Here is a 23,518-nt window from a genome sequence, read left to right as displayed (position 1 = left end):
CCGTACGGGAGACGGCGGCACGGGGACGGCGGCACGGGAGACGGCCGGGGAGGCGGCCCGGGACGGTCAGCCGCCGACGGCCGATCCGTCCGCGACGGGCCGCCAGGGGGAGAGGTCGACGGCGCTTTGGACGTAGCCGGCCCGGTCCCAACTGCCGTTCGCGTGACGGATGGTGTGGTAGAGCGAGCCGTTGTTGGCGCAGGTCTCGAAGAGCAGCTGCAGCTCGTTGTTCACATTGGCGCCGTCGGCGCCGCACACGTAGAAGGGCTGGGTGAGGATCTGCTGGCCGATGGGCCCCCAACCGGCCCAGTTCCCGTCGGAGTTGCGGATCGTGTGGTAGACGGCGATCTGGCTGTTGTTCACCACGGCGACCTGCAGCGCGCCGTTGATGCCCACCGCGACCACGTCGTGCGGCCAGCCCCAGGGGGAGGGGGTCCCGGCCGCGCCCATGATGTTGCCCCAGCCGGCCCAGGTGCCGTCCGCGTGCCGGATGGTGTGGAGCACGCTGCCGTCGTTCCACATGGTGGCCACGATGTGCAGTTCGCCGTTCACCTCGGCCGTCGCCAGGCTGAAGTACTTGTCCGAGCCGAGTCCCGGAGGGGCGCTGATCGCTCCCCAGGGCTGCCAGCTCCCGTCCGGGTTCTCGACGGTGTGGACGAGCCGGCCCGAGGGGTCGACCGCCGCCAGCTGGACCCGGCCGTCCACCATGGCCGCGCCGGCCGTGCCCAGCTGGAAGTACTCGCTGGAGACGGGCAGTTCCGCCAGGCCCCGCATCGGGGTCGGCGCGGACCAGCTGCCGTCGGGCTGCTGCGTCGACTGGACGAACTGCACGCTCATCGGGCCGGAGCTCCGGAGCCCGAACAGCCGCAGCCGCCCGGAGTCGACGACGGTCGTCCAGTACCGGAAGCCGCCGAACTGCGGGATCTCCCTGGCGGCGTCCCAGGTGCCGTCCGGTGCCCGGCGGGTCTGGACGACCTTCCACGGATCGGCGCGCAGCATCAGGTTCAGCCCGGCCGTCGGGGCGGCGTCGCTCCCGGTCGAGCGGGGCGCGGCCCCGGCCGGCGCGGCCGTCATCACGGTGGCGAGCGCCACCGAGGCGGCCAGCAGCGAAGCGACGCGTACCCGGCGTCGGCGGGTGGTCCTCAGCACGACAGAATCCCCCTGTTCAGGTGGCCCCGATCGGGCCAGGTGCTGTCATACCAGAGCCAGGAGAGCAAGGGGAAGCGGAAATTCCGCCGGCCGCGGCCGCCGGCGGTGGCGCTGGCGGGGGAGGGCGGCCGGGCCGGCGGACGTCACCCCAGCGCGGCCGCCTTGCGCAGCAGCACCGACCGCTCGCGGGAGTTGCGGCACAGGCGGGCGGCGAGTTCCAGCTCGGCACGGGCCTCGGCGGTGCGGTCGAGGCGGAGCAGCAGTTCGCCGCGCACGCCGGGGAGCAGGTGCGACCCGGACAGGCGGCCGGTGGCGGCCAGGTCGTCGACGATGGACAGCGCCTCCCGCGGTCCGCCCGCCATCGCGACCGCCACCGCGCGGTTGAGGTCGACGACGGGGGAGGGGGCCACCCGGCCGAGCGCCTCGTACAGGAGCACGATGCGGTCCCAGTCGGTCTCCGGCACCGAGGGCGCCGTCGCGTGGCAGGCGGCGATCGAGGCCTGCAGACCGTACGGTCCGAGGCCCCGCCCGAGGGCGGCGGCGCGGCCGAGCGCGGCCAGACCGCGCCGGATCGCGGAGCGGTCCCACCGGCGCCGGTCCTGGTCCTCCAGGAGCACCGCCTCGCCGTCGGGCCCGGTGCGGGCCGGGAAGCGCGCGGCGGTGAGCTCGAACAGCGCGAGCTGGCCGTGCACCTCGGGCTCCCCGGGCAGCAGGGCGGCCAGGACCCGTGCCAGCCGTACGGCCTCGTAGGCGAGGTCGGGGCGCAGCAGGTGGTCGCCGGCCGTCGCCGTCGAGCCCTCCGTGAAGACCACGTACAGGACGCTCAGGACGGCGCCGAGCCGCCCCGGCCGTTCCTCGGGAGGCGGCAGCTCGAACGGCACGCGGGCGGCGGCGATCGTCTTCTTCGCCCGGGTGATGCGGGCCTGCACGGTCGGTACCGGCACGAGGAAGGCGCGGGCGATCTCCTCGCTGGACAGGCCGCCCACCACGCGCAGCGTGAGTGCCACCTTGGCCTCGGGCGACAGCACCGGGTGGCACGCGACGAACATGAGGGACAGGACGTCGTCGTCGACCCGGTCCGGGTCCCAGGGCAGATCGTCGGGCGGCCCGGGCGGGCCGTCCGCGCCCGAGCTGGACTGGCCGTCGGCGAGCCGGCCGGCGAGCACGGCGTACCGCTCGTCGAGGGCCGACCCGCGGCGGAAGGCGTCGATGGCCCGCCGCCGCGCGGTCGCCAGCAGCCAGCCCACCGGGTTGGCCGGCGCACCGTCGCGCGTCCAGGTGACGAGTGCCTCCGCCAGCGCCTCCTGCGCGACGTCCTCGGCCAGCGCGAAGTCCCCGGTGTAGCGGGCCAGCGCCCCGACGATCCGTGCCGACTCGATCCGCCAGACGGCCTCGACGGCCCGCCGCGCCGACTCGGCGACCGGCGGGCCGTCGGTGGCCCCGGCTGTCACAGCTGGCCGGTCCGCTCGCGCCACGCCCGCTCCTTGACGATCCACTCGTTGTCCTGCGGGAACTCCTCGATGCCCGGCACGCGGCGGACCTCGCACTTCGAGCCGGGCAGCGCCGGGAGGCGCTTGGCCCACTCGACGGCCTCCTCCTTCGAGGCGACATCGATCAGGTAGAAGCCGCCGAACAGCTCCTTCGTCTCGCCGTACGGTCCGTCGGTGACCACCGGGGTCTCCCCGCCGAAGTCCACCACCACGCCCTGCGAGGGGTCGTCCAGCCCCTCGGCGGCGACGAGCACGCCCGCCCGGATCAGCTCCTCGTTGAAACGGCCCACCGTTTCGAGCATCTCCTCGAACGGCGTCTCCATCATCTTCGCGACGGACTCGTCGGTGCCCCGCATGATCAGCATGTACTTCGCCATCTCCGGCCTCCTCGTTCGGGGGTCGCCTCTCGACCCTTCCGGTCCCAGGTCGAACGGCGCGGCCGCGGATCGACACGGTGGACGGACCAGGATCATTTTCTTCGTGTTTCTTTGCGACGGGGGCCCGCGCCGCACGCCGGGGAGCCGGGGCCCGGCCGGCGTCCGGCCGGATCAGGGCTGCCGGCGGGCGCGTTCGGTGATGTTGCGGGCCATGCCCCCGAACACCACGGTGTGGAACGGCGCGGCGGCCCACCAGTACGCGTGTCCGGCCAGGCCGTGCGGGTGGAACAGGGCCCGCTGCCGGTACCGGGTCCCGCGGTCCCCGTCCGGTGCGACGGAGAGTTCGAGCCAGGCCGGCCCGGGCAGGCGCATCTCGGCCCGCAGGCGCAGCAGCCGGCCGGGTTCGATCTCCTCGACGCGCCAGAAGTCCAGGGAGTCCCCGACCCGCAGCCGGGCCGGGTCGCGGCGGCCCCGGCGCAGTCCGACGCCGCCGACCAGGCGGTCCAGCCGGCCGCGCACGGCCCAGGCGAGCGGGAAGGAGTACCAGCCGTTGTCGCCGCCGATGCTCTCGATCACCCGCCAGACGGCGGCGGGGGGCGCGGCCACGACGCGTTCCCGGACGTCCTGGTAGAGGCTGCCGCCGGCCCAGTCGGGATCGGTGGGCAACGGGTCGCTGGGCACACCGGGCAGCGAGGCGGAGGACCAGCGGGTGGCGACGTCGGCGTCCTTGATCCGGCGCAGGGCGAGCGTGACGGCCCGGTCGAAGCCGGTCAGGCCCTCCGGCGGGTCGGGCACCCAGCGGGCGATGTCGTGCTCGCCGCGGACGACCTCGTGGCGCAGGGACTCGACGAGGGGCCGGGCGATGGACCCCGGCACCGGGGTCACCAGGCCGACCCAGTAGCTGGAGAGGCGGGGGGTGAGGACCGGCACGGGGACGACGAGGCGCCGGCGCAGCCCGGCGACGCGGGCGTAGCGCTGCATCATCTGCTCGTAGGTGAGGACGTCGGGGCCGCCGATGTCGAAGGTGCGGTTCAGCCCGGGCGGCAGGTGGGCGGCGCCGACCAGGAAGCGCAGGACGTCCCGGACGGCGATCGGCTGGATCCGGGTGGACACCCAGCGCGGGGTGATCATCGCGGGCAGGCGTTCGGTGAGGTGGCGCAGCATCTCGAAGGAGGCGCTGCCGGAGCCGATGATCACGGCGGCGCGCAGTTCGGCCGTGGGGACACCGCCGGCGCGCAGGACGCGGCCGACCTCGGCGCGCGAGCGCAGGTGGGGGGAGAGGTCCGCCTCGGGCACCCCGGCGGGGACGAGGCCGCCGAGGTAGACGATCCGGGTGACGCCGGCGGCCGCCGCGGCGGCCGCGAAGGCGCGGGCGGCGTCGCGGTCGGTCGCCTCGAAGGACGGTCCGGTGCCGAGCGAGTGGACGAGGTAGTAGGCGACGTCGATGCCGTCGAAGGCCCCGGCGAGGGTGGCGGGGCGGGTGACGTCACCGGTGGCGGTCTCCACCCGGGCCCGCCAGGGCTGGTCGCGCAGCCGCCGGGGATCGCGCACCAGGCAGCGCACGGCGTGCCCGCGGGCGAGCAGTTCGGGCACGAGCCGGCCGCCGATGTAGCCGGTAGCCCCGGTCACCAGGCAGCGCAGCGGGCCGGGCCGCAACGGATCCATGTCGACTCCTCTCCGGAGGCAGCACCCGCGGGCTTCCGCCGGGCCGGGAAGTCCTCGTCCGGTTCCACGTTCCCGCACCGGAAGGCCCGGCGCGCCCGCTGCCGCGCCCGCGGTCGCCCGAGCCGGGCCTCGGCCGGGCCACACGGCCGGGCCTCGCGCGGCCGGCCGCGGCCCGCATGCCCGGCCCGCATGCCCCGGGCCGTACGGCCGGTCGCCGTCCGTCTCCCGGCCGCCCTCGCGGCCCCGCCCGCCGCCCGCCGCCCGCCGCCCGCCGAGCCGATCCCGGGCCGGCCGTCCACCCGCACGCACTTGACGGAATGTCACGATCCGATCTTCATCCTGTCCTGATGATTGTGACGCTGTGCATGCCACCAAAAGCCGTCGACCGACCGTCCTGTGAGGTGTCCACGCAAGTCAGCACGCACCGCTATCGGGGAGCCACCATGTCCGTCCGCCACCGTCACCAGCTGCTCGCCTCCGCCGCCCTCGTCGTCGGAGCCGGCCTCGCGCTGACCGCCTGCGGGCCCGACAACACCGACACGGCCGGCGGCCCGGGGGCCTCCGCGGCCGCCACGGTGGCCGTCACGCCCCCGACGGCGGGCGGCCCGGCCTCCGGCGCCCCCACGGGCGCACCGGCCACGGGAGCGGCGACGAAGCCCGCCCCGCAGAAGCCGTCCGGCGCGAGCACCCCGGGCGGCACCAAGTCCGACGGGGGCAGTGCCGGCGCCGCCGCCCACCCGTGCGACATCAAGAACCTCTCGATCAAGGTGACGGCCCGAGCCGGGGCGGCCGGCCAGCGGGTGATCGAGGTGCGCAACACCGGTGCGAGCGCCTGCAGCCTGAGCTCCTCCCCGGGGGTCGACCTCGGCGACTCCGTCTCGCCCGACCAGAGCAAGAACGTCAAGCCGATACTCGCCAGCGGCACCGAGCGCTTCACGGTCCCTGCGGGGCAGAACGCCTACGCGGTGATCGACCTCGACCCGAGCGGCGCCACCACCGGCACCACCCCCGGCATCAACGAGATCAACGTGCTCGCCGACGACGAGGGCACCAACATGCCCCTCGCGAACACCCAGAACTTCCCGCTCGACAGCGGCGTGCGGGTGCTGAACCCCAAGATGGGCAACTACCGCTCCAGCGTGGCGGACGCCGTCGCCTCCATGACGGCCGCCCCCAAGTAGTCCCGGAACCGGCCCGCCCGCCCCGGCGGCACCCGCCCCGACTCCCGCTCCGGCATCCGGGTGAAATGAAGCGGAGTCGCCTGGCGCGAATGGAAGCGGGGTCCGACGCTGCCAGAATGCAATTTCCTCGGGTCCACCTGCACAGGCGGTGCCACCGGACAGCTGGAGCGGAACATGCAAATCATTCGACCACGCAATAGTCCGGAAAGGGAGACCGGCGCAGGCGCGGGAAGCCTCCCGTGGACACTCATGTATCACTCGGTGACGTCGACGGTCGAGGACCCCTATCTGATCACCGTCGGCCCCGCGCGGTTCCGCCGCCAGCTGCGCTGGCTGTCCGCCCGCGGGCTGCGCGGGGTGTCGGTGGGCGAGCTGATGCGTTCCCACCGGGACGGCACCGCGGCGGGCCTGGTCGGGCTCAGCTTCGACGACGGGTACCGCGACTTCCTGGAGGAGGCCATGCCCGCACTGGCGGAGTACGGCTTCACCGCGACGGTCTACGTGGTGGCCGGCCGGCTCGGCGGATACAACGACTGGGACCGGCAGGGCCCGCGCAAGCCGCTGATGACGGCGGACGAGGTCCGTGAAGCCGCTGCCGCCGGGGTGGAGATCGGCTCGCACGGGCTGACCCACCGGCGGCTGGCGGGCCTGGGCGCGCGGGACCTCGCCGCCCAGGTCACCGACAGCCGCCACGTGCTGGAGGACCTCACGGGCCGGGAGGTCGGCGGGTTCTGCTACCCGTACGGCTCGCTCGACGACGCCGCGGTGGAGGCGGTGGAGCAGGCCGGCTACGAGTACGGGTGCGCGGTCAGCCCCGGGCCCCACAGCGGGGTGTACGCGCTTCCCCGATGTTACGTCGGAGACCGGGACGGACCGCTGCACCTGACCGCGAAACTGGTGCGCGACCGCTGGCGGCGCTGACGGCCGCTCAGCGGCCGGCGGCGGAGGGTTCCGCGGCGGGTTCCAGGCGCAGCCAGGACTCGTGCCACAGCAGGGCGCAGCGGCGGTCGCAGCCGGTGGGGGCCGGCTCGCCGCCGCAGCGCAGGCCCTGGAGGATGAACCAGCGCCCCCCGGTGGGGTGCTGCCACCAGGCCAGGGACCGGTGACGCAGCTCGGAGGCGCCGTGACGGGTGCCGGCGTGGCGCTCCATCCCCGGCTGGAAGGGGACGCCGTGCAGGCGCCCGTCGGAGCCGAGGGTCGCGTGGATCTCCGCGAGGCTGCGCACCGTCGCCCACAGGGCGACCGGCCGGGCGGCGGGGACCGGCGCGGGGGCGGGCTCCAGCCATTCGTCGCGGAACAGCAGCGCGCATTCCATGCCGCAGCCCTGGGTCCCGTCGGCGCCGTGGCAGGTGGCGCCGGCCAGGGCGACGGTGCCCGACAGGCGCCGCACGCGGTAGTGGTCGTCGATCATGCGGCGCACGACGCGTTCGACCTGGTGGACGCCGCCGCAGAACGACCACTGGCTCCGGGTGAACCACAGGCCGCGATGGCGGTCCTTGGCGTCCAGGGTGGCGCGCACCACGGCCTCGTCCTTCACCCGGACCCAGTCCCCCTCGGCGAAGCGGGAGGGACGGCCGGGCGCCGGAATGTCGGCGCGGCGCTCACGCAGGCCTTCGCGGGCGATCCGCGCGCGACGCACGACACCGAGCGGCGGAAGGTCGCGCAGGGGCAGACTCTTGTACTGGCACCGGTTCGTGGCGGATTCGCCACGCAGCTCCGTGATACGGGTGAACCGTGATTCCTCGACGGCCATCAATGAAATCCCATCGGGTTGGAGATATCGGCACAGGCTAGCGCAACATGACTTTCCCCGTGTCGGCCTCCGGGCCCTTTCGGCGCCATGTCGAGAGAAATAACACTAGAAGCATTAAGAGCCTTCCGGAGTGAAAATCCAGCACTTCCGGAGAGTTCCGGTTCATACGTGTGTAATGTTTCCACCGTTGTCGAGGTGGAGTGGCCGAGTGGCGAGGCGACGGTTTGCAGGACCGTTCAGACGGGTTCGATTCCTGTCTCCACCTTTTCTCCTGTCCGCCGGTGCCGGGGTGTGTCCCGCCGGTCGGCCCCGCGTCGGCCGGCGGTCCGTCAACCCACCGCAGGAACAGCCCGGCTGCCGCCCCCGACCGGACGGCGAGGCCCGGGCCGGGGGCCTCCCCGGGAGTACTGACCCGGCATCAGCCCCGGCGACCCCGGGCCGCCGCCCGCGCGACCGCCCGCCGCGCACGGCAGGCCCCGCTCACCGGCGCGCAAGGCCCGCCGACCCGCGGTGGGAGCCCGGCGCCGACGGCGGTCCCCGACCGTGGCATGCTGCCCGGCATGACCGACAGCCCGGACACCGGAGCCCCGGACGGGACCCGACCCTTCGCCACCGCGCGCGAGCCGGCCGAGTTCCCCGCCGTCGGGCTCCAGGGGGTGCCCGGTGTCCTGCACGCCGGGGACCTGAGCCGCGGCAGGCCCCGCACCCTGTGCGGGCTCCGCTGCTTCAAGGTCTTCCTGTGCCACTTCGAGCCCGGGGACCCGGCCTCGTGCCGGAAGTGCCGGGCCCTGGTCGGGGCCGCGCCGTCCCGGTAGGGCGGGCAGGAACACCCGCACGACCTGCTCCCGCGCGAGGCCGGTGACGGGCCGCTGCGCACGGACCTGCTCGCCGCGCCGGGGCGTGCCGGGGCGTGCGGATCGCGATCCGGAACACCGGCCCGGGCCGAGGGCGCCGACCACCAGGAACTCGTCCGGCGCCCCGTCGCCCGACCGCGGCCCCGGCGGCATCTGCGGCACCGAAAACCGGACCGCCCGGGTGCCGGCTCGGTGGAGCCGGCACCCGGGCGGTCCGGGGCGTACGGGGGTTCGCGCCGTGCGGTCAGACGGTGACCCGCTCGGTGCGCTCCGCCGGGACGTCGGCGGGCTGCTCGGCGGTGGTGGCGGCAGGGGTGTTCTCCCGGGGCGCGGGGAGCACGGCCATGATCGCGCCGGAGATCACGATGGTCGCCGCCCAGGCGAGCCCGTACTTGCCGATCGGGGTGTCGGAGAACGGGCCGGCGAACCAGTCGCACTTGGTGAAGGCGAGCCCGATCAGCAGCGCGAGCACCCAGGAGACCATCGCCTGCCAGCAGAAGCCGGCCTTGTACCAGTACGGGCTGTTCCTGCTGGTGTCCATCAGCGCGGCGGCGTCGTAGCGCACCGCACGCGACCGACGGCGGAACATGTCCACCGCGTAGACGCCGATCCAGGCCGAGAAGGAGACGGCGAGCAGGATCAGGAAGGTGATGAAGGAGCCCAGGAAGCTCTTGGCGACCAGCATCAGCAGCAGGCCGCCGACCAGCGAGATCACGGCGTTGATGCTGACGGCCGTGGCGCGCGGCAGCTTCACGCCCATGGTCTGCGCGGTGAAGCCGGCCGAGTACATGGAGAGGCTGTTGATCAGCAGCATGCCCACGATCGCGGTCAGCAGGTAGGGCACGGCCAGCCAGGTCGGCAGCAGGTCGCCGAGGAAGGAGACCGGGTCCGCGGCCTGCGCCAGGCCGGGCGAGGCCACCGCCATCACGGCGCCCATCAGCACCATCGGCACCATCACCAGGCCGGCGCCGGAGACCGTCACGCCGACGATCTTCCGGCCGGAGGCGGAGTGCGGCAGGTAGCGGGCGAAGTCCGGGCCGGTGGGGACCCAGCTGATGCCGCCGGCGGCGATGGTCCCGATGCCGGCGATCATCATCGCGGTGGTGCCCGCGGGCTTGGAGAAGACCTCGCTCCAGTTCATGGTCGCGATCAGGTAGCCCAGGACCAGGACGCTGAAGACGCCGAAGAGGTACGTCGACCAGGTGTTGCAGACGTTCAGCGCCTTGCGGCCCATGCCGGAGACCAGGAAGGTGCAGGCGACGAAGGCGAACAGCGTGATGACGATCAGCGCGGTGTTGCTCTTGACGCCGAACATCAGGTCGAGGACGGTCAGCACGGCGTAGGCGCCGGTGACGGCGTTGATCGTCTCCCAGCCGAACCGGGCGACCCAGAGGATCGCGCCGGGGAAGAGGTTGCCGCGCACCCCGAAGGTGGCCCGGGAGAGCGTGGCGCCCGGGGCGCCGCCCCACTTCCCGGAGACCGACAGCACGCCGACCATGCCGAAGGAGGCGAGTGCGGCGCACGCGGCGACGATCAGGACCTGCCAGAAGTTCAACTGGTTGAACACCACCAGGGCCGCGCCCATGGTGAGGAGCAGGACGCTGATGTTCGCCGCGACCCAGGTCGGGAAGAGCTCGCGGACTCTGCCCCGGCGCTCGTGGTCCGGGACGGGTTCGATACCGCGGGTCTCTATCGCGCCGTCGACGTCGACGGTGGACAGGTTGTCCATGAGGGTGGCTCCGTGCGTGTGAAGCGGGAGAATGAAACGGGCAAATAGAACATTTATGGAACTCTTCGCGCGTAGCGCGGGAGTTCAGCCATCCTACTTTGTCCACTTCGTTACGGGTTCGGCCCAGCAGCCCAGCAGCCCAGCGGCCCGGCGCCCGCGCCCACCTCGGCGCCGCCGCTTCCGCCGCGGCCTGTTCACCGCCCGCCGGGGTCGGCAGACTGACAGCCGGGAGAGAGGAGCCGAGATGGCTGTCACGTTCGCGGGGGCCGACACCCGCCCGATCGGCACCATGACCTGCGACCGCGGGTGCGGTGCCGTCTTCCACGACGGCAGGGCCGAGACCGACGGCCCGCTGATCCACCAACGGGCCGCTCTCGCGGGCTGGTTCTACCCCTGCCCCGCACCCGGCGTGCAGATCGACGTCTGCCCCGGCTGCCAGCCGTACGACGGCTACTGACCCGGTGCGGGCGGCGGGGGGATCCCGCACCGCCCGGCGCTGCGCGCCGTCCTGGGGGCGCGCCCCGGTCGTGCGTACGCCCCCGGCGCCGCCCCCGGAGGCCGGAAGCGCCGGTCACCCACCCAGGCGGGCCGGATTCTCCCCCGCGCAGGGAAGTTGACCCGTTCCCCCCACATCGCGGTGCGTCGTGGTGCATGATCGCAACGTGAGCACCTGGTGGGACAAGCGCCGCAACGCCCGGCTGGCAGAACTGGCGTCCGTGCTGGAGTTCTTCGGCGCCGAACCCGTCGAAGACCCCGGCGTCGGCGAACTCGCCCATGCCGCCGCGGCCCTCGCCGAGGAGTACCGCGCCAGCGACCGCGGCCAGGCCATACACCGCGCCGGCGAGCTGCTGGAACAGGCCGCCGCCGCACTGCACACCGCCGACCGCCTGCGCGGTACCCTGCTCCCCGTCGTCAACCACCACCTGCGCGGCGCCGCCGCGGCCCTGTCGCACGCCCGCGCCTGCCTGCACGCCCAGGCGATGGCGGGCACCGCCCGCCCCGGCCCGGCACCGGAAGCCGGCTGACCTCGGCACGGGCCGCCCGCGCCCGGCCGCGGACGACGGCCGGACCGCTCAGTCCCACGGGCTGGTGGGCACCGGGCCGGGTGCGACGATCGCCGCGATCCCGCCGTCGCGGGCCAGGCCCTCCCAGACCTGCCCCCAGCCTTCCGGGACGCCGAAGGTCAGCAGGTCGGCCCGGTGCTCCTCGTCGCGGAGGAGCTCGAAGTGGCCCTCGCAGAGGTCCTCGGTGCCCCGTTCGGCCGCCGGACCCTGGCGGAAGGGCCCGGTCAGCGCCTGCCAGGCGGTGGCGTCGGCGAAGCAGCCCATCGCCTCCTCCGCGTCGTACCCCGCGCCGGCGGAGCGCAGCGCCGGGTCCTCGCCCACGCCGAGGGCGAGCTGCCAGGTGGCCACCGGTTCGTCGCGCACGCGCAGGCGCGTCGCGGCACACATCCGGTGCTCGGTGTAGTAGCCGTCGGCGAGGCGGGGCCAGTCGGCCCAGGAGACGTCCACCGGGTACTCGCCGGGCGGCACGCGGACCGCGAGCTCGCGCGGCGCCCCGGTGCTCCAGGGCGAGTCCACGACCAGCCGCCCGCTCGGCAGCCGGATCGTGGTGACCTCCTTCAGCTCGGCGATCTCGATCCAGCTGTACGGGGTGTGCGGATCGCCGCCGATCCGCACACCCGGAGTGAACAGCCCGTCGAGGTACTCGCGGGTCTCCTGCCGGACCTCGTTCATGCCCGCCCCTTTCCTTCTCACGTCCGTGGTGCCTGCCGCCCCGGACGATACGCACCCCCAGGGACAACCCCGGCGCCCCCGGGGCACCGGCGGTTCAGGCCGCTGAAGCGGGTGCCTAACGGCTTTCCGTGCCGCGGCCGTGGCGGCGGACCGCGAGGACGGCCGTCCCGGTGGCGGCCGCGAGAGCGAGCAACGCGGCCACGGCCGCCGTGTCGGGGGCGGTGAGCGGCCGGGCGCGCAGCGCCTGCCGGAGGAGGAGGAGAACCAGGCCCAGGTAGGCCAGCGCGGCGATCCACATCAGCGCGACGCGGTGGCGCGCGGACACCCCGCGCGGCCTGGTGGTGAGGAGGAAGCCGATCAGCGGCAGCACCTGGAGTGCGTGGAGGCCGACGAAGTGGGGGATCCGCAGATCGCCCCCGAGGGTGCTCCAGTCGGTCACCGGAAGTCCCGGGCCGCCGTCGGCGAGCCCGACGGTGTGCGCGCCGACGACGGGCAGACCGTGGCCCTGCGCGGCGGCCGCGCGCTGCCGGGAGGTGGGCAGCGTCATCAGGAACGCGACGGCCATGCCCAGAGCGGACACCGTCATGCCCAGGCGGAGCCCCCACGCGAACACCGGCGGCCGCACCCGCTGGCGCAGCAGCAGGACGACGGTCGCCAGGGCCATCGCCCAGGTGGCGACGATGAAGGCGGCCATCGTCATCCAGACCGCCGTCGCCGTCGCCGTACCGAAGTTGAAGTGGCTGGTGGTGCCGGACGCCGCCGCGGCGGCGATCAGGGCCATCTCGACGGTCAGCGACACGGCCGTCGTCCAGGAGACCACCCGCACGGGACGATCGTGGCCGCGGACGAAGGTGAGCAGCCACAGCAGGGTGAGGGAGTAGACGGCGATCGACAGCGCGAAGCGGGCCGGTTTCGCCCAGGCGGGCTGCCCCGTGACCGACCGGGGATCGGCGACGAGGCCCACCAGGGCGATGACCAGCATCAGGGCCATCAGGCCGGCGGTGACGGCCAGCGGCCGGTTCACCGTCCATGCCCGCCGCACCAGCTCCGAGGACCTGCCGACCCACACCATGCGACGTCCTTCTCCGCGGCCGCTCCGGTACCTCCTGCGGAAGAACACCATGGCCCGCAGTCGGCGGACGGGCACGCCGCCGGGCCGCGTGCCGGCGCCCCGTAACGCCCACGGGCGAATCCCCGGACGACCGGGAGCAGGGGCTGCTCGGCGACGTCCGGCACCGGGTCCGCCTCCGGGCCGCCGGGACGAGCCCGCGCGCCATAGCCCAGGCCCTCGCCGCCGCCCGGAGGATCCAGCGCACCGCCTACCGGCACACCGACGCCGGGGAGGAGGAGGCCGCCCTCCACGCGGCCACCGCCCGCGACGAATGGCAGCGCATCCACGACCACGTCGCCGCCACCGCCTCCGCGCTCTACGACCCGGACGACGACCCCGAACTCCAGCGGGCCCTGCGCCGTGAGCGCCACCGACGGGAGATCGCCGCCCGCGCCCGCGAGGCCGCCGGCCCCGACCGCCTCACCGACGGCGACCACCGGCCGTCCGCGACCGCCCCACCGGCACCCTCGGCCCGGCCCTGCTGCTGCACCGGGTCGTGCCGCACCGGGTCATGAGCCGGCCGGGGTGCTACGGCGCGGGTCAGGCCGGGACGAGGTCCCACAGCTGGTCGGGGGTGCCGGCGGCGGGTGCCTGGGTGACCGATCCTCCGGCCCGGGCGGGGGAGGTGAGGGCGAGGCCGGAATTGGCGTTGGTGATGGTGTAGCCGCCGGTGCGGTCGCCGCGGACGCGGAAGGCCTGGTTGGGGCTGGACATCAGTGACACGTCGGCGGGGCCGACGGTGACGGCGGTGCAGTGGAACTGGATCAGGGGGGTGCCGGTGGTGGTGCTCGACCCGGTCACGTCCAGGCACTGGTCGCTGTGCACCGGGCGCAGGTTCCAGCCGCCCAGGGCGGCCCTGAAGGTGAAGGCCTGGTTGGGGTTCCCGGTGGGGGAGAAGCCGAGCAGGGGGGCCTGGTCGGCGACCGAGGAGCCGGAGACGTCGAGGTAGAGGCCGGTGGAGCGGTTCACGACGCGGTAGCGCTGGTCGAGCTTCGGGTCCTCGACGCCGTAGGACATGGGCAGGATGTAGGAGCCCCGCCACGTCGAGTCGGCGTAGTACTGGCGCCGGTACCAGTCGGCGTAGTCCGGTCGGCAGGTGCCGCCGCGGTGGATCTCGTCGTCGTACGGGCAGTAGGCCTCGAAGACCTGCTGTTTGCGGGCCTGCGCCGGGCCGTCCAGGTTGGGGGCCGACTCCCGGGCCAGGTAGTCCCGGTAGTAGGTCATGCGCGGCCAGGTCCCGCCGCGACGGTTCAGGGCGCCGAGCAGCAGCCTGGTCGTCGCGACGTGGTCGGGGTGGAAGTTCCCGTCCATGGAGCTCCGCTGGTGGTCCGCCGACGGATCCTCGGTGTTGATCACGGTCGGCCCGTAGTCGTCGATGACGCCCTGGACGAAGGCGAGGACCTGCTCGCGGCTCAGCCGCTGCTGCACCGGCGCGTCCGCGCCCGGGACGGGCCAGGCCTCCCGGCCGTCCGCGTACAGCGCCCACAGCTGGCCCTTGAACATCGTGCCGGCGTCGTTGGACGCGGCGGCGTCGGGCACGCGCAGCTCGACCGTGGAGATCCGGCCGCCCAGCGACCAGGTCGTCGCCCGCACGCCCGCCGCCGAGTAGGGCGCGTGCTGCCAGTCGCCGGGGAGGCCGGCGGCCGCCCGGTAGGCCTCGCGGTCGCCGGCCTCACGGCTTTCCATGTAGGCGTACTTGTCGGCGTCCGTGGGATGCGCCGCGACGCCGTCCCGGCTGTAGTACGAGCCGACCAGGAACAGGGTCCGCACGCAGACGTCGGGGTTCGCCAGGTCGTGGATCAGGTCGGGGGCCAGGAAGAGCAGGTCGTCGTCGTGGTGGGCGACCACGTCCAGCACCCGGCCGCCCGAGCACGGTGCGGCGGGCGCCGCGCCGGCCTGCGGGGCGGCCACGGCTCCCGCTGCCAGCAGGACGGTCGACAGGACGCCGGGGACCCGGCCGGTGAATCGCACAATCTCCCCCTCGGTGCCTCGGTGCCTCGGTGCCGCAGGGCACCGGGCCGGGATGCTCCCGGCAGCACCACGCATCATCCGTCAACGCACGGACCGGCGGGGGCACGTCTGCGGGGTGTGGCGGGGGTCTCAACGGTGGCCGGTCGGTGGTGACCCGGTGTGACGGTGGTGGGCCCGTCAGCGATGCCGTCGGATCCCGGCCGGTGAGGGCGCTCACACACGGATGCGATGAACGACGACGGCTAGCAGTGCCCGTTTTGCCCGTCCTGCGCCACGGGGTGGAAGGTGTTCGCGCAGGCGGGGAGGGGTCGGGGCGTGCGGGGCGGCGGTTCCTTGGAATCGGAGCCGGGCGCGCGGCTACGACGGCGGATCGTAGCGAGGGGGTCTTGGCGGGGGCCGATCCGGTCTGGCAACTTGGCATTCGTCGCCAGCCACACCGGCTCCTGTCCCGCCGGTGGACGGCTTCCCGCCGCGTCACACCCCGCGACCGTTCGGCCCCTGTCCGGCCACGGTCGACACGGGGCGTGACACCGGCCCAACCCGAACGAGGTCTTGCTCTACATGCCCGCTTTCAAGCTCCGTATGCGTACCTCTGCCGCGATTCTCGCCGGCGCCGCCGGTGTGACCGCCCTGGGTGCCGCCGTGGTCCCCGCCGTCGCCTCCGCCGCCGAGGCCTCCCCGCAGGCCATCGCCGCCCAGATCGTCCCGGCGGACCAGCTGGCCTCGTTCAGCCAGATCATCTCCCACGAGTCGGGCTGGAACGTGACCGCGACCAACCCGAGCTCCGGCTCCTACGGACTGGGCCAGGCCCTGCCCGCCTCCAAGATGGCCTCGGCCGGCGCGGACTGGAAGACCAACCCCTCCACCCAGATCAAGTGGGCGCTGGACTACATGAACACCCGCTACGGCAGCCCGAACGCCGCCTGGAACTTCTGGCAGTCCCACCACTGGTACTAAGCCGACACACCGGCTTCCCCCCTCACCCCGGGGGCCGGACAGGGACCACCGGAGTGACCCACGAGGGCCTGCGCCCGCGCGATACGCGCGAGCACAGGCCCTCGCGCCGTCTCCACCACCCCCGACAGGTTCACCGGGCACCACGCCCGCCGCCGTCCCGGTCGTCCCGGTCGTGCCCGACCGGCGTCAGTGGCCGCACCCGCAGCGCCGGAAACCGAAGTCGAGGGTGTGGTCGTTCTCGCCCGGCCCGCCGGTGGTCAGCGCCCGCTCGGGATACCTTCCCCCGGGCGGGACGACGCCCTTGGAGTTGACGAAGGGGTCCTCGCCGCCGTCGTGCCTGGTGGGCACCCACCGGTACAGCGGACCGCCCTCGGCGTAGTCGGACGGGTTGTCCAGCCGGATCGTGTACCCGGTGTGCGGCCGGAGGCCGCCGTCCACGTTCGAGTCGTCGAAGTAGTACTCGCCGCGCGCCGTCGTCCCCGCCGTGCCGACCAGCCGGCCCACCCCGTCGTACAGGTGGACGGTGACGCCCGCCGCGGGGAGCTGGCCCGGCTGCTGCAGGCCCGTGCGCTCGGGGTCGTACCAGACCCGGTTGCCGATCTGCAGCGGCGCCCGGTCGCAGAGCACCTCCAGGTCGCCCATCGAGGCGCCCTTGCCGAACGGCGCGGGGACGTTCGCCGGGTTGAGCCGCAGCCCGACCCTCGGGTCCTGCCGGCCGTCCGCCCGCTGGACGAAGGCCGTGCCGTAGCCGAAGGCCGTGTCGTTGGGGTCGAACCCGGAGGTCCCGATGGTGGTCTCGACCTTGGACAGCGCCATGCCGGCGTAGGCCGCGTTGTGGTGGAAGCCCATCCGGCTGGTGTCGAAGAAGCGGGTGCCCCGGGGCGAGAGACCGCAGCCGTTGTTGGTGTCCAGCACGTAGGCGCCGTTCGCCGGGCAGGCCTTGTTCAGGTCGCCGCCCGACAGCACCTCGCCGACCGCGGCGCCCGCCGCCGCCTGGCCCGTCGCCCGGTCGGCGAGGCGGTCGCGGAAGGCCAGCAGCATCGAGCCGTCCGCCTCGAAGCCGACCTCGCCCAGCTCCGGCTCCGGCTGGGCGCGGTAGCCGGAGCAGGCCTGGCCGTTCTGCGTGGTCGGGTAGGTGTCCGTCCACGGGAACCAGCCCGCGCCGTCGCACGGGCCCGCGCCGACGGTCGACCGGCGCGGGTAGTCCAGCGGCTGGTCCAGCACGGCCGGCCCGAACCGGCCGGTGGCCGGGTCGAAGGGCAGCACGACCGCCCGCAGGTCCGACACCGCGCCCGTCGACTCGCCCGAGCAGACGCCGCCGAGGTAGCCGGTCCCGTCCTGCAGGCCCAGACCGAAGGGTCGCCAGTCCGCCGCCGAGGCACAGCCCGGTTCCGGGACGGGGTAGACGGCCTTCGGCGCCGCCGCGGTCGCCGCGGTGGCGTCGTAGCGGTACAGCCGACGGTCGTTGAGGTTGACGACGAACAGGTCCCTGCCGTCGTCCGTCACCTTGAGCCCGCCGAGGCTCTCCTTGCCCGGCACCGCCAGGAACGCGTCGTCCGCGCCCGGCCCGTGCGCGGTGCCCCCGGCGTCCGGGACGGTGGTGAACAGCGTGGTGCTGTTCCTCGCCAGGTCGGTCACGTAGATCCCGCCGGAGCCGCCCGGGCCGTAGCCCGTGGTGCGCTTGGCCGCCGCCGAGGAGAACACCCGCCGGTCGGCCCGGTTCCACGCGATGCCGAACAGGGTGCCGGTCTGCGCGTCGGTGGCGATGTCCGTGACGTTCACGTCCACGCCGTCCTGGCCGCGCGCACCGTACGGGAACGACACCAGCGTGCGCTGCGCACCGCCTCCCCACGTGGTGTTCTGGCAGGTCGTCACCAGGGGGGCGTTCCTCTGGCAGTAGTCGCCGGGGCTCCACAGCCCGGTGGTGTACGAGACGTTCGCGCCGTCGGAGAGGTCGACGAACTCCTCGTTGGAGCTCAGCAGGTTGGGCGCGCCGTCCAGCCCCTGCCGCGAGGCGAAGGCGGGGAACAGCACGCCCGGCTTCGGATTCACCACCCGCACCCGGTACTTGCCGCCGTGGTCCCGGCGCGGCGGCGGCGCCAGCGTCACCGTCCCGTCGGCCGCCGTGGTGCCCTCGACCCGGACCCGGTCCCCGCCGGTGAGCGTCACCCGCACACCCGCCAGCCCCGGCTCCAGCGCGGGCGTCCACGCGCCCGAGGCGTCCACGGCCCGGACCACCCGGACCGTCACCGCCCCGTCCGCGCCCTGCGGGAACGCCGGCGGTGCCGTCAGCAGCCCGCTGCCGGTCAGCGCGACGGCGAGCACCGCGGCCCGCGCGATCCACGTCCTTCGTCCTCTCGTCCCCACCTGGGCCCCACTCTCATGATCGGCGGGCAGACGCCCGATCCCGACGGGGCCCCCAGGAGAGCGGCAACCGGTCGTGCACGTCCCGGTTTCGGGGCACGTTCACCGGCGCGTGTGACGCGGAACGGGCCGGAAATCGCATCAAGTTCGGATACCGCTCCGTGAGTTCGCATGCGACCCGAGGCGGCGGGGGCGTGTGCCGGTGTCGCCGGGGGAGTGCGGCGGGTCACCCGAGGTCGAAGGTGTTCGGCAGGCCGAGGCGGTAGCGGGCCTCGTCGACCAGCTTGAGCGGCTCCAGCTCCGGGGGCCGGAAGAGCCCCCAGACCCGGCAGCGGCCGGCGCTCGAACCGTCCGCGTCCAGCAGGGCGTTGACGGCGCGCCGCGCGGACTCGTTGGCGCCCTCCATGGTCGCCAGGTCGACGTCGGTGCGGACGTAGTCGCCGGCCAGGAAGAAGTTGCCCACCGCGGTCGCGGCGGAGGGCCGGTCGTAGAGCGTTCCGGCCGGGTGGACCAGCAACTGCTCGCGGTTGGCCGGCGCCGGCCCGCCCAGACCGGTGACGGCCGGGTCGAGGAACCACCCGTGCACGTCCGCGTCCGCCGGCCACCCGCCGCCCGGCCGCTCGAAGGCCCGCCGGCACTGCGCCCAGACCTCGCGGGCCACCTCCTCGCGAGTGCACTCCTTGGCCGTCCGGCCGTACAGGATCCCGGGCCGGTCCCACTCCGAGACGCAGACCGAGAGGCAGTCGCGCACCGTACCGTCGCCGTACGCGGCCGCGAAGTCCCGGTCCCAGAACTGCGCCTGGCCGACCGCGGTGAGCGACCACGGGGAGTCCAGGCAGACGGCGTGGCCGTGCACCAGCCGCACCGGGCGGCGCAGGTAGAACTGGATGCCCGTCATCCAGTCCGTGCCGATCGCGTCGCAGCGCGCCAGCCGGGGATCGGCGGCGCGCAGCCCCGGGCCCCAGGTGGCGCGGGCGTGCTCGACCGGCAGCGCGCTCAGGTAGTAGTCGGCCCGCACCGTCCCGGGGGCGCCGCCGCCGGCCGGCGCCACCCGGACCCCGGTGATCCGGCCCTCGGCGTACAGCACCTCCCGGACCTCGGTCCCGGTGCGGAACTCGACGCCCAGCGAGGCCAGATGGGCCGCCCACGGGTCGATCCAGGCCTCGCTGGTCGGGCCGTTGAGCACCCGGTCGGGCTGCCCGTCACCGCCGCGCCCGAGCAGACCGTTCAGCAGGAAGGCCTCGACGACCGTGCGGGCCACCGTACGGGTGCTGGCCCGCTCGGCCCGGGTCGCGACCAGGTCCCGGGTCAGGCCGACCCCGAGGAGGCGCTGGTAGTCGTGGGACATCCGCCCCGCCCTGATGAAGTCCCACCACGGCACCCGCTCCCACTGCTCCTCGCGGCGCACGTCGCAGCTGGTCAGGTGGACCAGGAGCCGGTCCACGAAGTAGGCCAGCTCGCCGGCGGGCAGGTGCAGCACCTCGTCCAGCGCGCCGGCCAGGGTCCGCCGCAGGGCGTCCGGGGCGAGGTCGCCCAGGTCGAGCGGGCGGGTGAGGGACCGGAACGGGAGGAGCAGTCCCGGGCGCGGGGCGTCGAAGGCCAGCAGCGCCTGGGTGGCGTCGCGCAGGTTGTCGTGGACGCCACCGGGGTTGCCGGCGCACGGGATGCGGCGCAGGGTGTCCGGCAGGTTGCGGTAGAAGCCGGGGAAGAACCGGAAGCCGTGCTCGCCCGGCAGCGCCCGACGGCCACCGGCCGCGCTGCCCGGCACGTCCATGCTGCGGGCCTTGCCGCCGAGCGCGTCGTAGTACTCGTACACCGTCACCCGGTAGCCGCGCTCGGCCAGTTCGTGCGCCGCGCTCAGCCCGGAGACCCCGCCGCCGAGGACCGCCACGGTCCGCCCCGGGCCACCGCGGGCACCGGCGCCCGCGCCCCGCGGGAGCGCGGCCGCGCCCGCCACCGGCCCGACGGCCAGAGCACCGCCCAACGAGGCGGCACCGGCCAGGAACTGACGCCTCGTCCGACCTTCCACCGCACCCTCCCACGAACCCTCGCCCGACCCCACGACGCGCACACCTCCACCCTCCTGGTCGCCCGAGCGGCGAGGACGACCCCCGGGTGTGCAACGACCGGGCCCGGCACCGGTCACCCACCGCGCGCCTCGCGTCCACACCCCGGCCCGTACGGCCCGTGGCCCGTACGGCCCGCCGGGCCCGCCGAAAATCCAGGTGCGCCCGGCCGACTCCCCCCGCACACTGGGCCGGTCACGCACCGTTGTCGCGAAGGAGCCCCGTGCAGGGAGCAGTCAGCGTCTCGCCCGCCCAGATCCCCGAGCTGCTGCTCGGCCTGGCCACCGTCCGCCCGGTGTTCCTCTGGGGCGCCCCCGGGATCGGAAAGTCCTCCCTGGTCAGGGCGTTCGCCGAGTCGCTCGGCCTGGAGTGCGTGAGCCTGGTCGGCACCCAGCTCGCCCCCGAGGACCTGATCGGCGTCCCGCAGCTCACCCCCGAGGGCCGCTCCCGGTTCTGCCCGCCCGAGCAGATCGCCCGCGACCAGCCGTACTGCCTGTTCCTGGACGAACTCAACGCGGCCTCGCCGGACGTCCAGAAGGCCTTCTACTCGCTGATCCTGGACCGCAGGATCGGCTCGTACGAGCTGCCGCCCGGCTCGATCGTGATCGGCGCCGGGAACCGCGCCACCGACGGCGCGCTCGCCCGCCCGATGGCATCCGCACTGGTCAACCGCATGGTCCACGTCCATCTGCGGGCCAGCGCCGAGGACTGGCTGCGCTGGGCGGCCGGCGCCGGCATCCACCCCTGGATCGTCGACCACCTCACCGACCGGCCCGACCACCTGTGGTCCGCCCCGCCCAAGACCGAGGAGCCGTTCTCCACCCCGCGCGCCTGGCACATGCTCTCCGACGCGCTGCACTCCTTCGGCCCCACCCTGGACGAGACGACCCTCAAGGTCGTCGCCCACGGGCTGCTCACCGCGCAGCACGCGGTCGCCTTCTGCGGCTACGCGAAGATCGTCCGCAACTCCTACGGCCTGGAGGCGATCCTCAAGGGCGACGCCCGCTGGCCGCACCGGCTGGAGGACCGCGACCTGCTCTACTACCTGGCCGACGCCTTCCGCGGCCGGCTGGTCAAGGAACTGCCAGCCCGCAAGGAGCACGCCTCCGGGGCGCAACGGCAGACCGCCTTCCGGGCCAAGTCGCTGCTGGTGCAGCTGGCCGAGATCTCGGTGGAGGTCGCCCAGACGGTGATCGCCGACGGCTCGGACGGCAACCCGGTGCTGCCCGCCTGGTTCCTGATCGAGGCCGCCCGGGACATGCCCCGCCTGGTCGAGGCCCGCCGGTGAAGCACGCCCCGGCCGACCGGAAGAAGCCGGACCCGGGCGCCGAGGCCTTCGCCGAGGGCCTCCGACTGCTCCGCCGCAACCCGGCCCTCGCCGCCCTGCGCGCCGACGTCTGCCGCACCGAGACCTGCACCACCGCCCCGCCGAACGGCTGGGCGGTGGCCGACTCCAACGGCACCCTGCACGTCAACCCGCGCCGCCGGGCCGAACCCGAGGAATGGGCCTGGGTGCTGGCGCACTGCCTGCTGCACCTCGGCTTCGGCCACCTCCCGGGCGCCCGCGGCACCCGGACCCAGCCCGACGCCCACCAGGCCGCCGCCCGCTGCGCGGTGGTCAACCGCTTCCTCGCCACCTTCCCGGTCGGCCGCGCCCCGGTCGTCCTCCCGCAGGAGTACCCGGGCGGCGACGAGGAGGAGCTGGCCGACCGCTGGCGCCGCGACGGCCTGCCCGCGCCCGACACCGCCGGGACGGCCGGCACCGCCGAACGCGACCAACTGCTGGTCGAATGGCGCGGCCACGGCCGGGCCCGCGAGGACTGGCCCACGGCCTTCGCCGCCGCGCTCACCCGCACCATGTCCGCCGCGATGGACCGGGCCGGCGGCCGGATCGACACCGAGACCGGCGAACGCCTGCCCGAACGGCCCTGGAACAGGGCACTCAACTGGTTCGTCTCCTCCTACCCCCTGCTCGGCGGCATCGCGGCCGGCCTCACCGTCGTGGCCGACGCCGAACTCGCCCGCGCCCACGACATCGCCGTCGCCGCCGTCAACGCCGAGGCCGGCGAGATCTACGTCAACCCGCTGCGCCACCACAGCGACGAGGAATGGCGGTTCATCCTCGGCCACGAGATCCTGCACGCCGCCCTGCGGCACGGCGAGCGCCGCGGCGGACGGGACCCGTTCCTGTTCAACGTCGCCGCCGACTACGTCATCAACGGCTGGCTGCTGGAGATGGGCGTCGGCGAGATGCCCGACGGGCTGCTGCACGACCCGCAGCTGAACGGCCTGTCGGCCGAGGAGGTGTACGACCGGATCGCCCGCGACCAGCGCCGCATCCGCCGCCTCGCCACCCTGGCCGGGAAGAACCGCCCGGACGTCCTCGGCGAACCGCTGGGAACGCCCCGGGACTACGTCGACCTCGACGACTTCTACCGCCGCGGACTCCAGCAGGGCCTCGAACTGCACCGGCGCCAACGCGGCCTGCTCCCGGCCGGGCTGGTCGAGGAGATCCGCGCACTCGCCCACCCCCCACTGCCCTGGGACGCCCGACTGGCCCGCTGGTTCGACGAGTTCGTGCCGAGCCCGGAACCGGTGCGCAGCTACTCCCGCCCCGCCCGCCGGCAGTCCGCCACCCCGGACATCCCCCGGGCCGGCCGCTACCGCCCCGAGGAGGAGGTGCCGCGCTGCACCTTCGGAGTCGTCCTGGACACCTCGGGCTCGATGGACCGGGCGCTGCTCGGCAAGGCGCTCGGCGCGATCGCCTCCTACGCCGCCGCCCGGGACGTCCCGGCCGCCCGGGTGGTGCACTGCGACGCCGCCCCGCACGACGCCGGGTACCTCCCGGTCGAGGAGATCGCCGGGCGCCTGCGGGTGCACGGGCGCGGCGGCACCGTCCTCCAGCCGGGCATCGACCTGCTGGAACGGGCCGAGGACTTCCCGCCCGGGGCACCCGTCCTGGTCATCACCGACGGCGAGTGCGACGTCCTGCGGCTGCGCCGCGAGCACGCCTTCCTCGTCCCGCGCGGCGCCGCACTCCCGTTCACCCCGCGCGGGCCGGTCTTCCGGATGAGCTAGGCGTTCCGTCCCGTGAGGAAGGGGACGCGGCCCCCGC

20 protein-coding genes and 1 tRNA gene are annotated in these 23,518 nt (G+C 74.4%); 10 read left to right on the top strand and 11 right to left on the bottom strand.

The window, feature by feature from the left end; all coding sequences use genetic code 11:
- Nucleotides 1-66 precede the first annotated feature (66 nt).
- The 4 genes from ACGFSC_RS11495 to ACGFSC_RS11480 form a co-directional block, all read right to left on the bottom strand.
- A complete protein-coding gene (locus ACGFSC_RS11495) occupies nucleotides 67-1,149 on the bottom strand; it encodes a hypothetical protein (RefSeq protein WP_359915144.1) in 1,083 nt (360 codons plus the stop codon).
- A 143-nt stretch (nucleotides 1,150-1,292) separates the two neighbouring features.
- Nucleotides 1,293-2,624: an RNA polymerase sigma factor gene (locus ACGFSC_RS11490; protein WP_380357061.1), complete on the bottom strand. Its 1,332-nt coding sequence runs from the start codon at nucleotides 2,622-2,624 to the stop codon at nucleotides 1,293-1,295.
- On the bottom strand, nucleotides 2,597-3,016 hold the full coding sequence (locus ACGFSC_RS11485) for a YciI family protein (RefSeq protein WP_359915086.1): 420 nt from the start codon (nucleotides 3,014-3,016) through the stop codon (nucleotides 2,597-2,599). Before ACGFSC_RS11485 ends, ACGFSC_RS11490 begins: the two co-directional genes overlap by 28 nt.
- Nucleotides 3,017-3,187: 171 nt before the next feature.
- The gene (locus tag ACGFSC_RS11480) at nucleotides 3,188-4,681 is read right to left on the bottom strand and encodes an SDR family oxidoreductase (RefSeq protein ID WP_359915088.1); all 1,494 of its coding nucleotides are present in this window, start codon (nucleotides 4,679-4,681) and stop codon (nucleotides 3,188-3,190) included.
- A gap of 443 nt (nucleotides 4,682-5,124) precedes the next feature.
- On the opposite strand from ACGFSC_RS11480, the gene ACGFSC_RS11475 reads away from it, so the two are divergent.
- Nucleotides 5,125-5,862: a DUF4232 domain-containing protein gene (locus ACGFSC_RS11475; protein WP_359915091.1), complete on the top strand. Its 738-nt coding sequence runs from the start codon at nucleotides 5,125-5,127 to the stop codon at nucleotides 5,860-5,862.
- A gap of 261 nt (nucleotides 5,863-6,123) precedes the next feature.
- Entirely contained in the window at nucleotides 6,124-6,783 is a 660-nt protein-coding gene (locus ACGFSC_RS11470; RefSeq protein ID WP_359915094.1) for a polysaccharide deacetylase family protein, read from the top strand.
- Nucleotides 6,784-6,790: 7 nt separating this feature from the next.
- On the opposite strand, the gene ACGFSC_RS11465 is transcribed toward ACGFSC_RS11470, so the two are convergent.
- Nucleotides 6,791-7,501, bottom strand: a complete 711-nt coding sequence (locus tag ACGFSC_RS11465) for a hypothetical protein (RefSeq protein ID WP_359915096.1) — start codon at nucleotides 7,499-7,501, stop codon at nucleotides 6,791-6,793.
- A 308-nt stretch (nucleotides 7,502-7,809) separates the two neighbouring features.
- Here ACGFSC_RS11465 and ACGFSC_RS11460 point away from each other — a divergent pair.
- Nucleotides 7,810-7,880, top strand: a tRNA-Cys gene (locus tag ACGFSC_RS11460).
- A 295-nt stretch (nucleotides 7,881-8,175) separates the two neighbouring features.
- The gene (locus tag ACGFSC_RS11455) at nucleotides 8,176-8,430 is read left to right on the top strand and encodes a hypothetical protein (protein WP_359915099.1); all 255 of its coding nucleotides are present in this window, start codon (nucleotides 8,176-8,178) and stop codon (nucleotides 8,428-8,430) included.
- A 283-nt stretch (nucleotides 8,431-8,713) separates the two neighbouring features.
- Here ACGFSC_RS11455 and ACGFSC_RS11450 read toward each other — a convergent pair whose 3' ends face one another.
- Entirely contained in the window at nucleotides 8,714-10,198 is a 1,485-nt protein-coding gene (locus ACGFSC_RS11450; protein ID WP_359915102.1) for a cytosine permease, read from the bottom strand.
- Between the two features lie 244 nt (nucleotides 10,199-10,442).
- Between ACGFSC_RS11450 and ACGFSC_RS11445 the strand changes: the two genes are divergently transcribed.
- The gene (locus ACGFSC_RS11445; RefSeq protein WP_359915105.1) at nucleotides 10,443-10,655 is read left to right on the top strand and encodes a hypothetical protein; all 213 of its coding nucleotides are present in this window, start codon (nucleotides 10,443-10,445) and stop codon (nucleotides 10,653-10,655) included.
- 205 nt (nucleotides 10,656-10,860) lie between these two features.
- Entirely contained in the window at nucleotides 10,861-11,223 is a 363-nt protein-coding gene (locus tag ACGFSC_RS11440; RefSeq protein ID WP_359915108.1) for a hypothetical protein, read from the top strand.
- A 48-nt stretch (nucleotides 11,224-11,271) separates the two neighbouring features.
- On the opposite strand, the gene ACGFSC_RS11435 is transcribed toward ACGFSC_RS11440, so the two are convergent.
- The gene (locus ACGFSC_RS11435) at nucleotides 11,272-11,934 is read right to left on the bottom strand and encodes a DUF4241 domain-containing protein (protein ID WP_359915110.1); all 663 of its coding nucleotides are present in this window, start codon (nucleotides 11,932-11,934) and stop codon (nucleotides 11,272-11,274) included.
- Nucleotides 11,935-12,049: 115 nt separating this feature from the next.
- Nucleotides 12,050-13,006: a hypothetical protein gene (locus ACGFSC_RS11430; RefSeq protein WP_359915113.1), complete on the bottom strand. Its 957-nt coding sequence runs from the start codon at nucleotides 13,004-13,006 to the stop codon at nucleotides 12,050-12,052.
- On the opposite strand from ACGFSC_RS11430, the gene ACGFSC_RS11425 reads away from it, so the two are divergent.
- Nucleotides 12,964-13,560: a hypothetical protein gene (locus ACGFSC_RS11425; RefSeq protein WP_359915116.1), complete on the top strand. Its 597-nt coding sequence runs from the start codon at nucleotides 12,964-12,966 to the stop codon at nucleotides 13,558-13,560. The genes ACGFSC_RS11430 and ACGFSC_RS11425 overlap by 43 nt on opposite strands.
- A 25-nt stretch (nucleotides 13,561-13,585) precedes the next feature.
- Here the strand turns inward: ACGFSC_RS11425 and ACGFSC_RS11420 are convergent, their stop codons facing one another.
- Nucleotides 13,586-15,016: an RICIN domain-containing protein gene (locus ACGFSC_RS11420; protein ID WP_359915118.1), complete on the bottom strand. Its 1,431-nt coding sequence runs from the start codon at nucleotides 15,014-15,016 to the stop codon at nucleotides 13,586-13,588.
- Nucleotides 15,017-15,598: 582 nt separating this feature from the next.
- Between ACGFSC_RS11420 and ACGFSC_RS11415 the strand changes: the two genes are divergently transcribed.
- The gene (locus tag ACGFSC_RS11415) at nucleotides 15,599-15,973 is read left to right on the top strand and encodes a transglycosylase SLT domain-containing protein (protein WP_392863032.1); all 375 of its coding nucleotides are present in this window, start codon (nucleotides 15,599-15,601) and stop codon (nucleotides 15,971-15,973) included.
- Nucleotides 15,974-16,159: 186 nt separating this feature from the next.
- Here the strand turns inward: ACGFSC_RS11415 and ACGFSC_RS11410 are convergent, their stop codons facing one another.
- Both ACGFSC_RS11410 and ACGFSC_RS11405 read right to left on the bottom strand, forming a co-directional pair.
- Entirely contained in the window at nucleotides 16,160-18,340 is a 2,181-nt protein-coding gene (locus ACGFSC_RS11410) for an SdrD B-like domain-containing protein (protein ID WP_359899169.1), read from the bottom strand.
- Between the two features lie 223 nt (nucleotides 18,341-18,563).
- On the bottom strand, nucleotides 18,564-20,366 hold the full coding sequence (locus tag ACGFSC_RS11405) for an FAD-dependent oxidoreductase (RefSeq protein ID WP_359899167.1): 1,803 nt from the start codon (nucleotides 20,364-20,366) through the stop codon (nucleotides 18,564-18,566).
- 260 nt (nucleotides 20,367-20,626) lie between these two features.
- On the opposite strand from ACGFSC_RS11405, the gene ACGFSC_RS11400 reads away from it, so the two are divergent.
- Together ACGFSC_RS11400 and ACGFSC_RS11395 are read left to right on the top strand one after the other, a co-directional pair.
- Nucleotides 20,627-21,691 (top strand): MoxR family ATPase, encoded by a 1,065-nt coding sequence (locus ACGFSC_RS11400; protein WP_359899165.1) that lies wholly within the window; start codon nucleotides 20,627-20,629, stop codon nucleotides 21,689-21,691.
- A complete protein-coding gene (locus ACGFSC_RS11395; protein WP_359899163.1) occupies nucleotides 21,688-23,481 on the top strand; it encodes a hypothetical protein in 1,794 nt (597 codons plus the stop codon). Before ACGFSC_RS11400 ends, ACGFSC_RS11395 begins: the two co-directional genes overlap by 4 nt.
- Nucleotides 23,482-23,518: the final 37 nt, after the last annotated feature.

Origin of the sequence: Kitasatospora sp. NPDC048715 (assembly GCF_043198905.1) — a bacterium.
Lineage (GTDB): Bacteria > Actinomycetota > Actinomycetes > Streptomycetales > Streptomycetaceae > Kitasatospora > Kitasatospora lactacystinica.
Note: the sequence above shows the minus strand (reverse complement) of the source record. Positions and strands in the feature narration are given on the sequence as shown.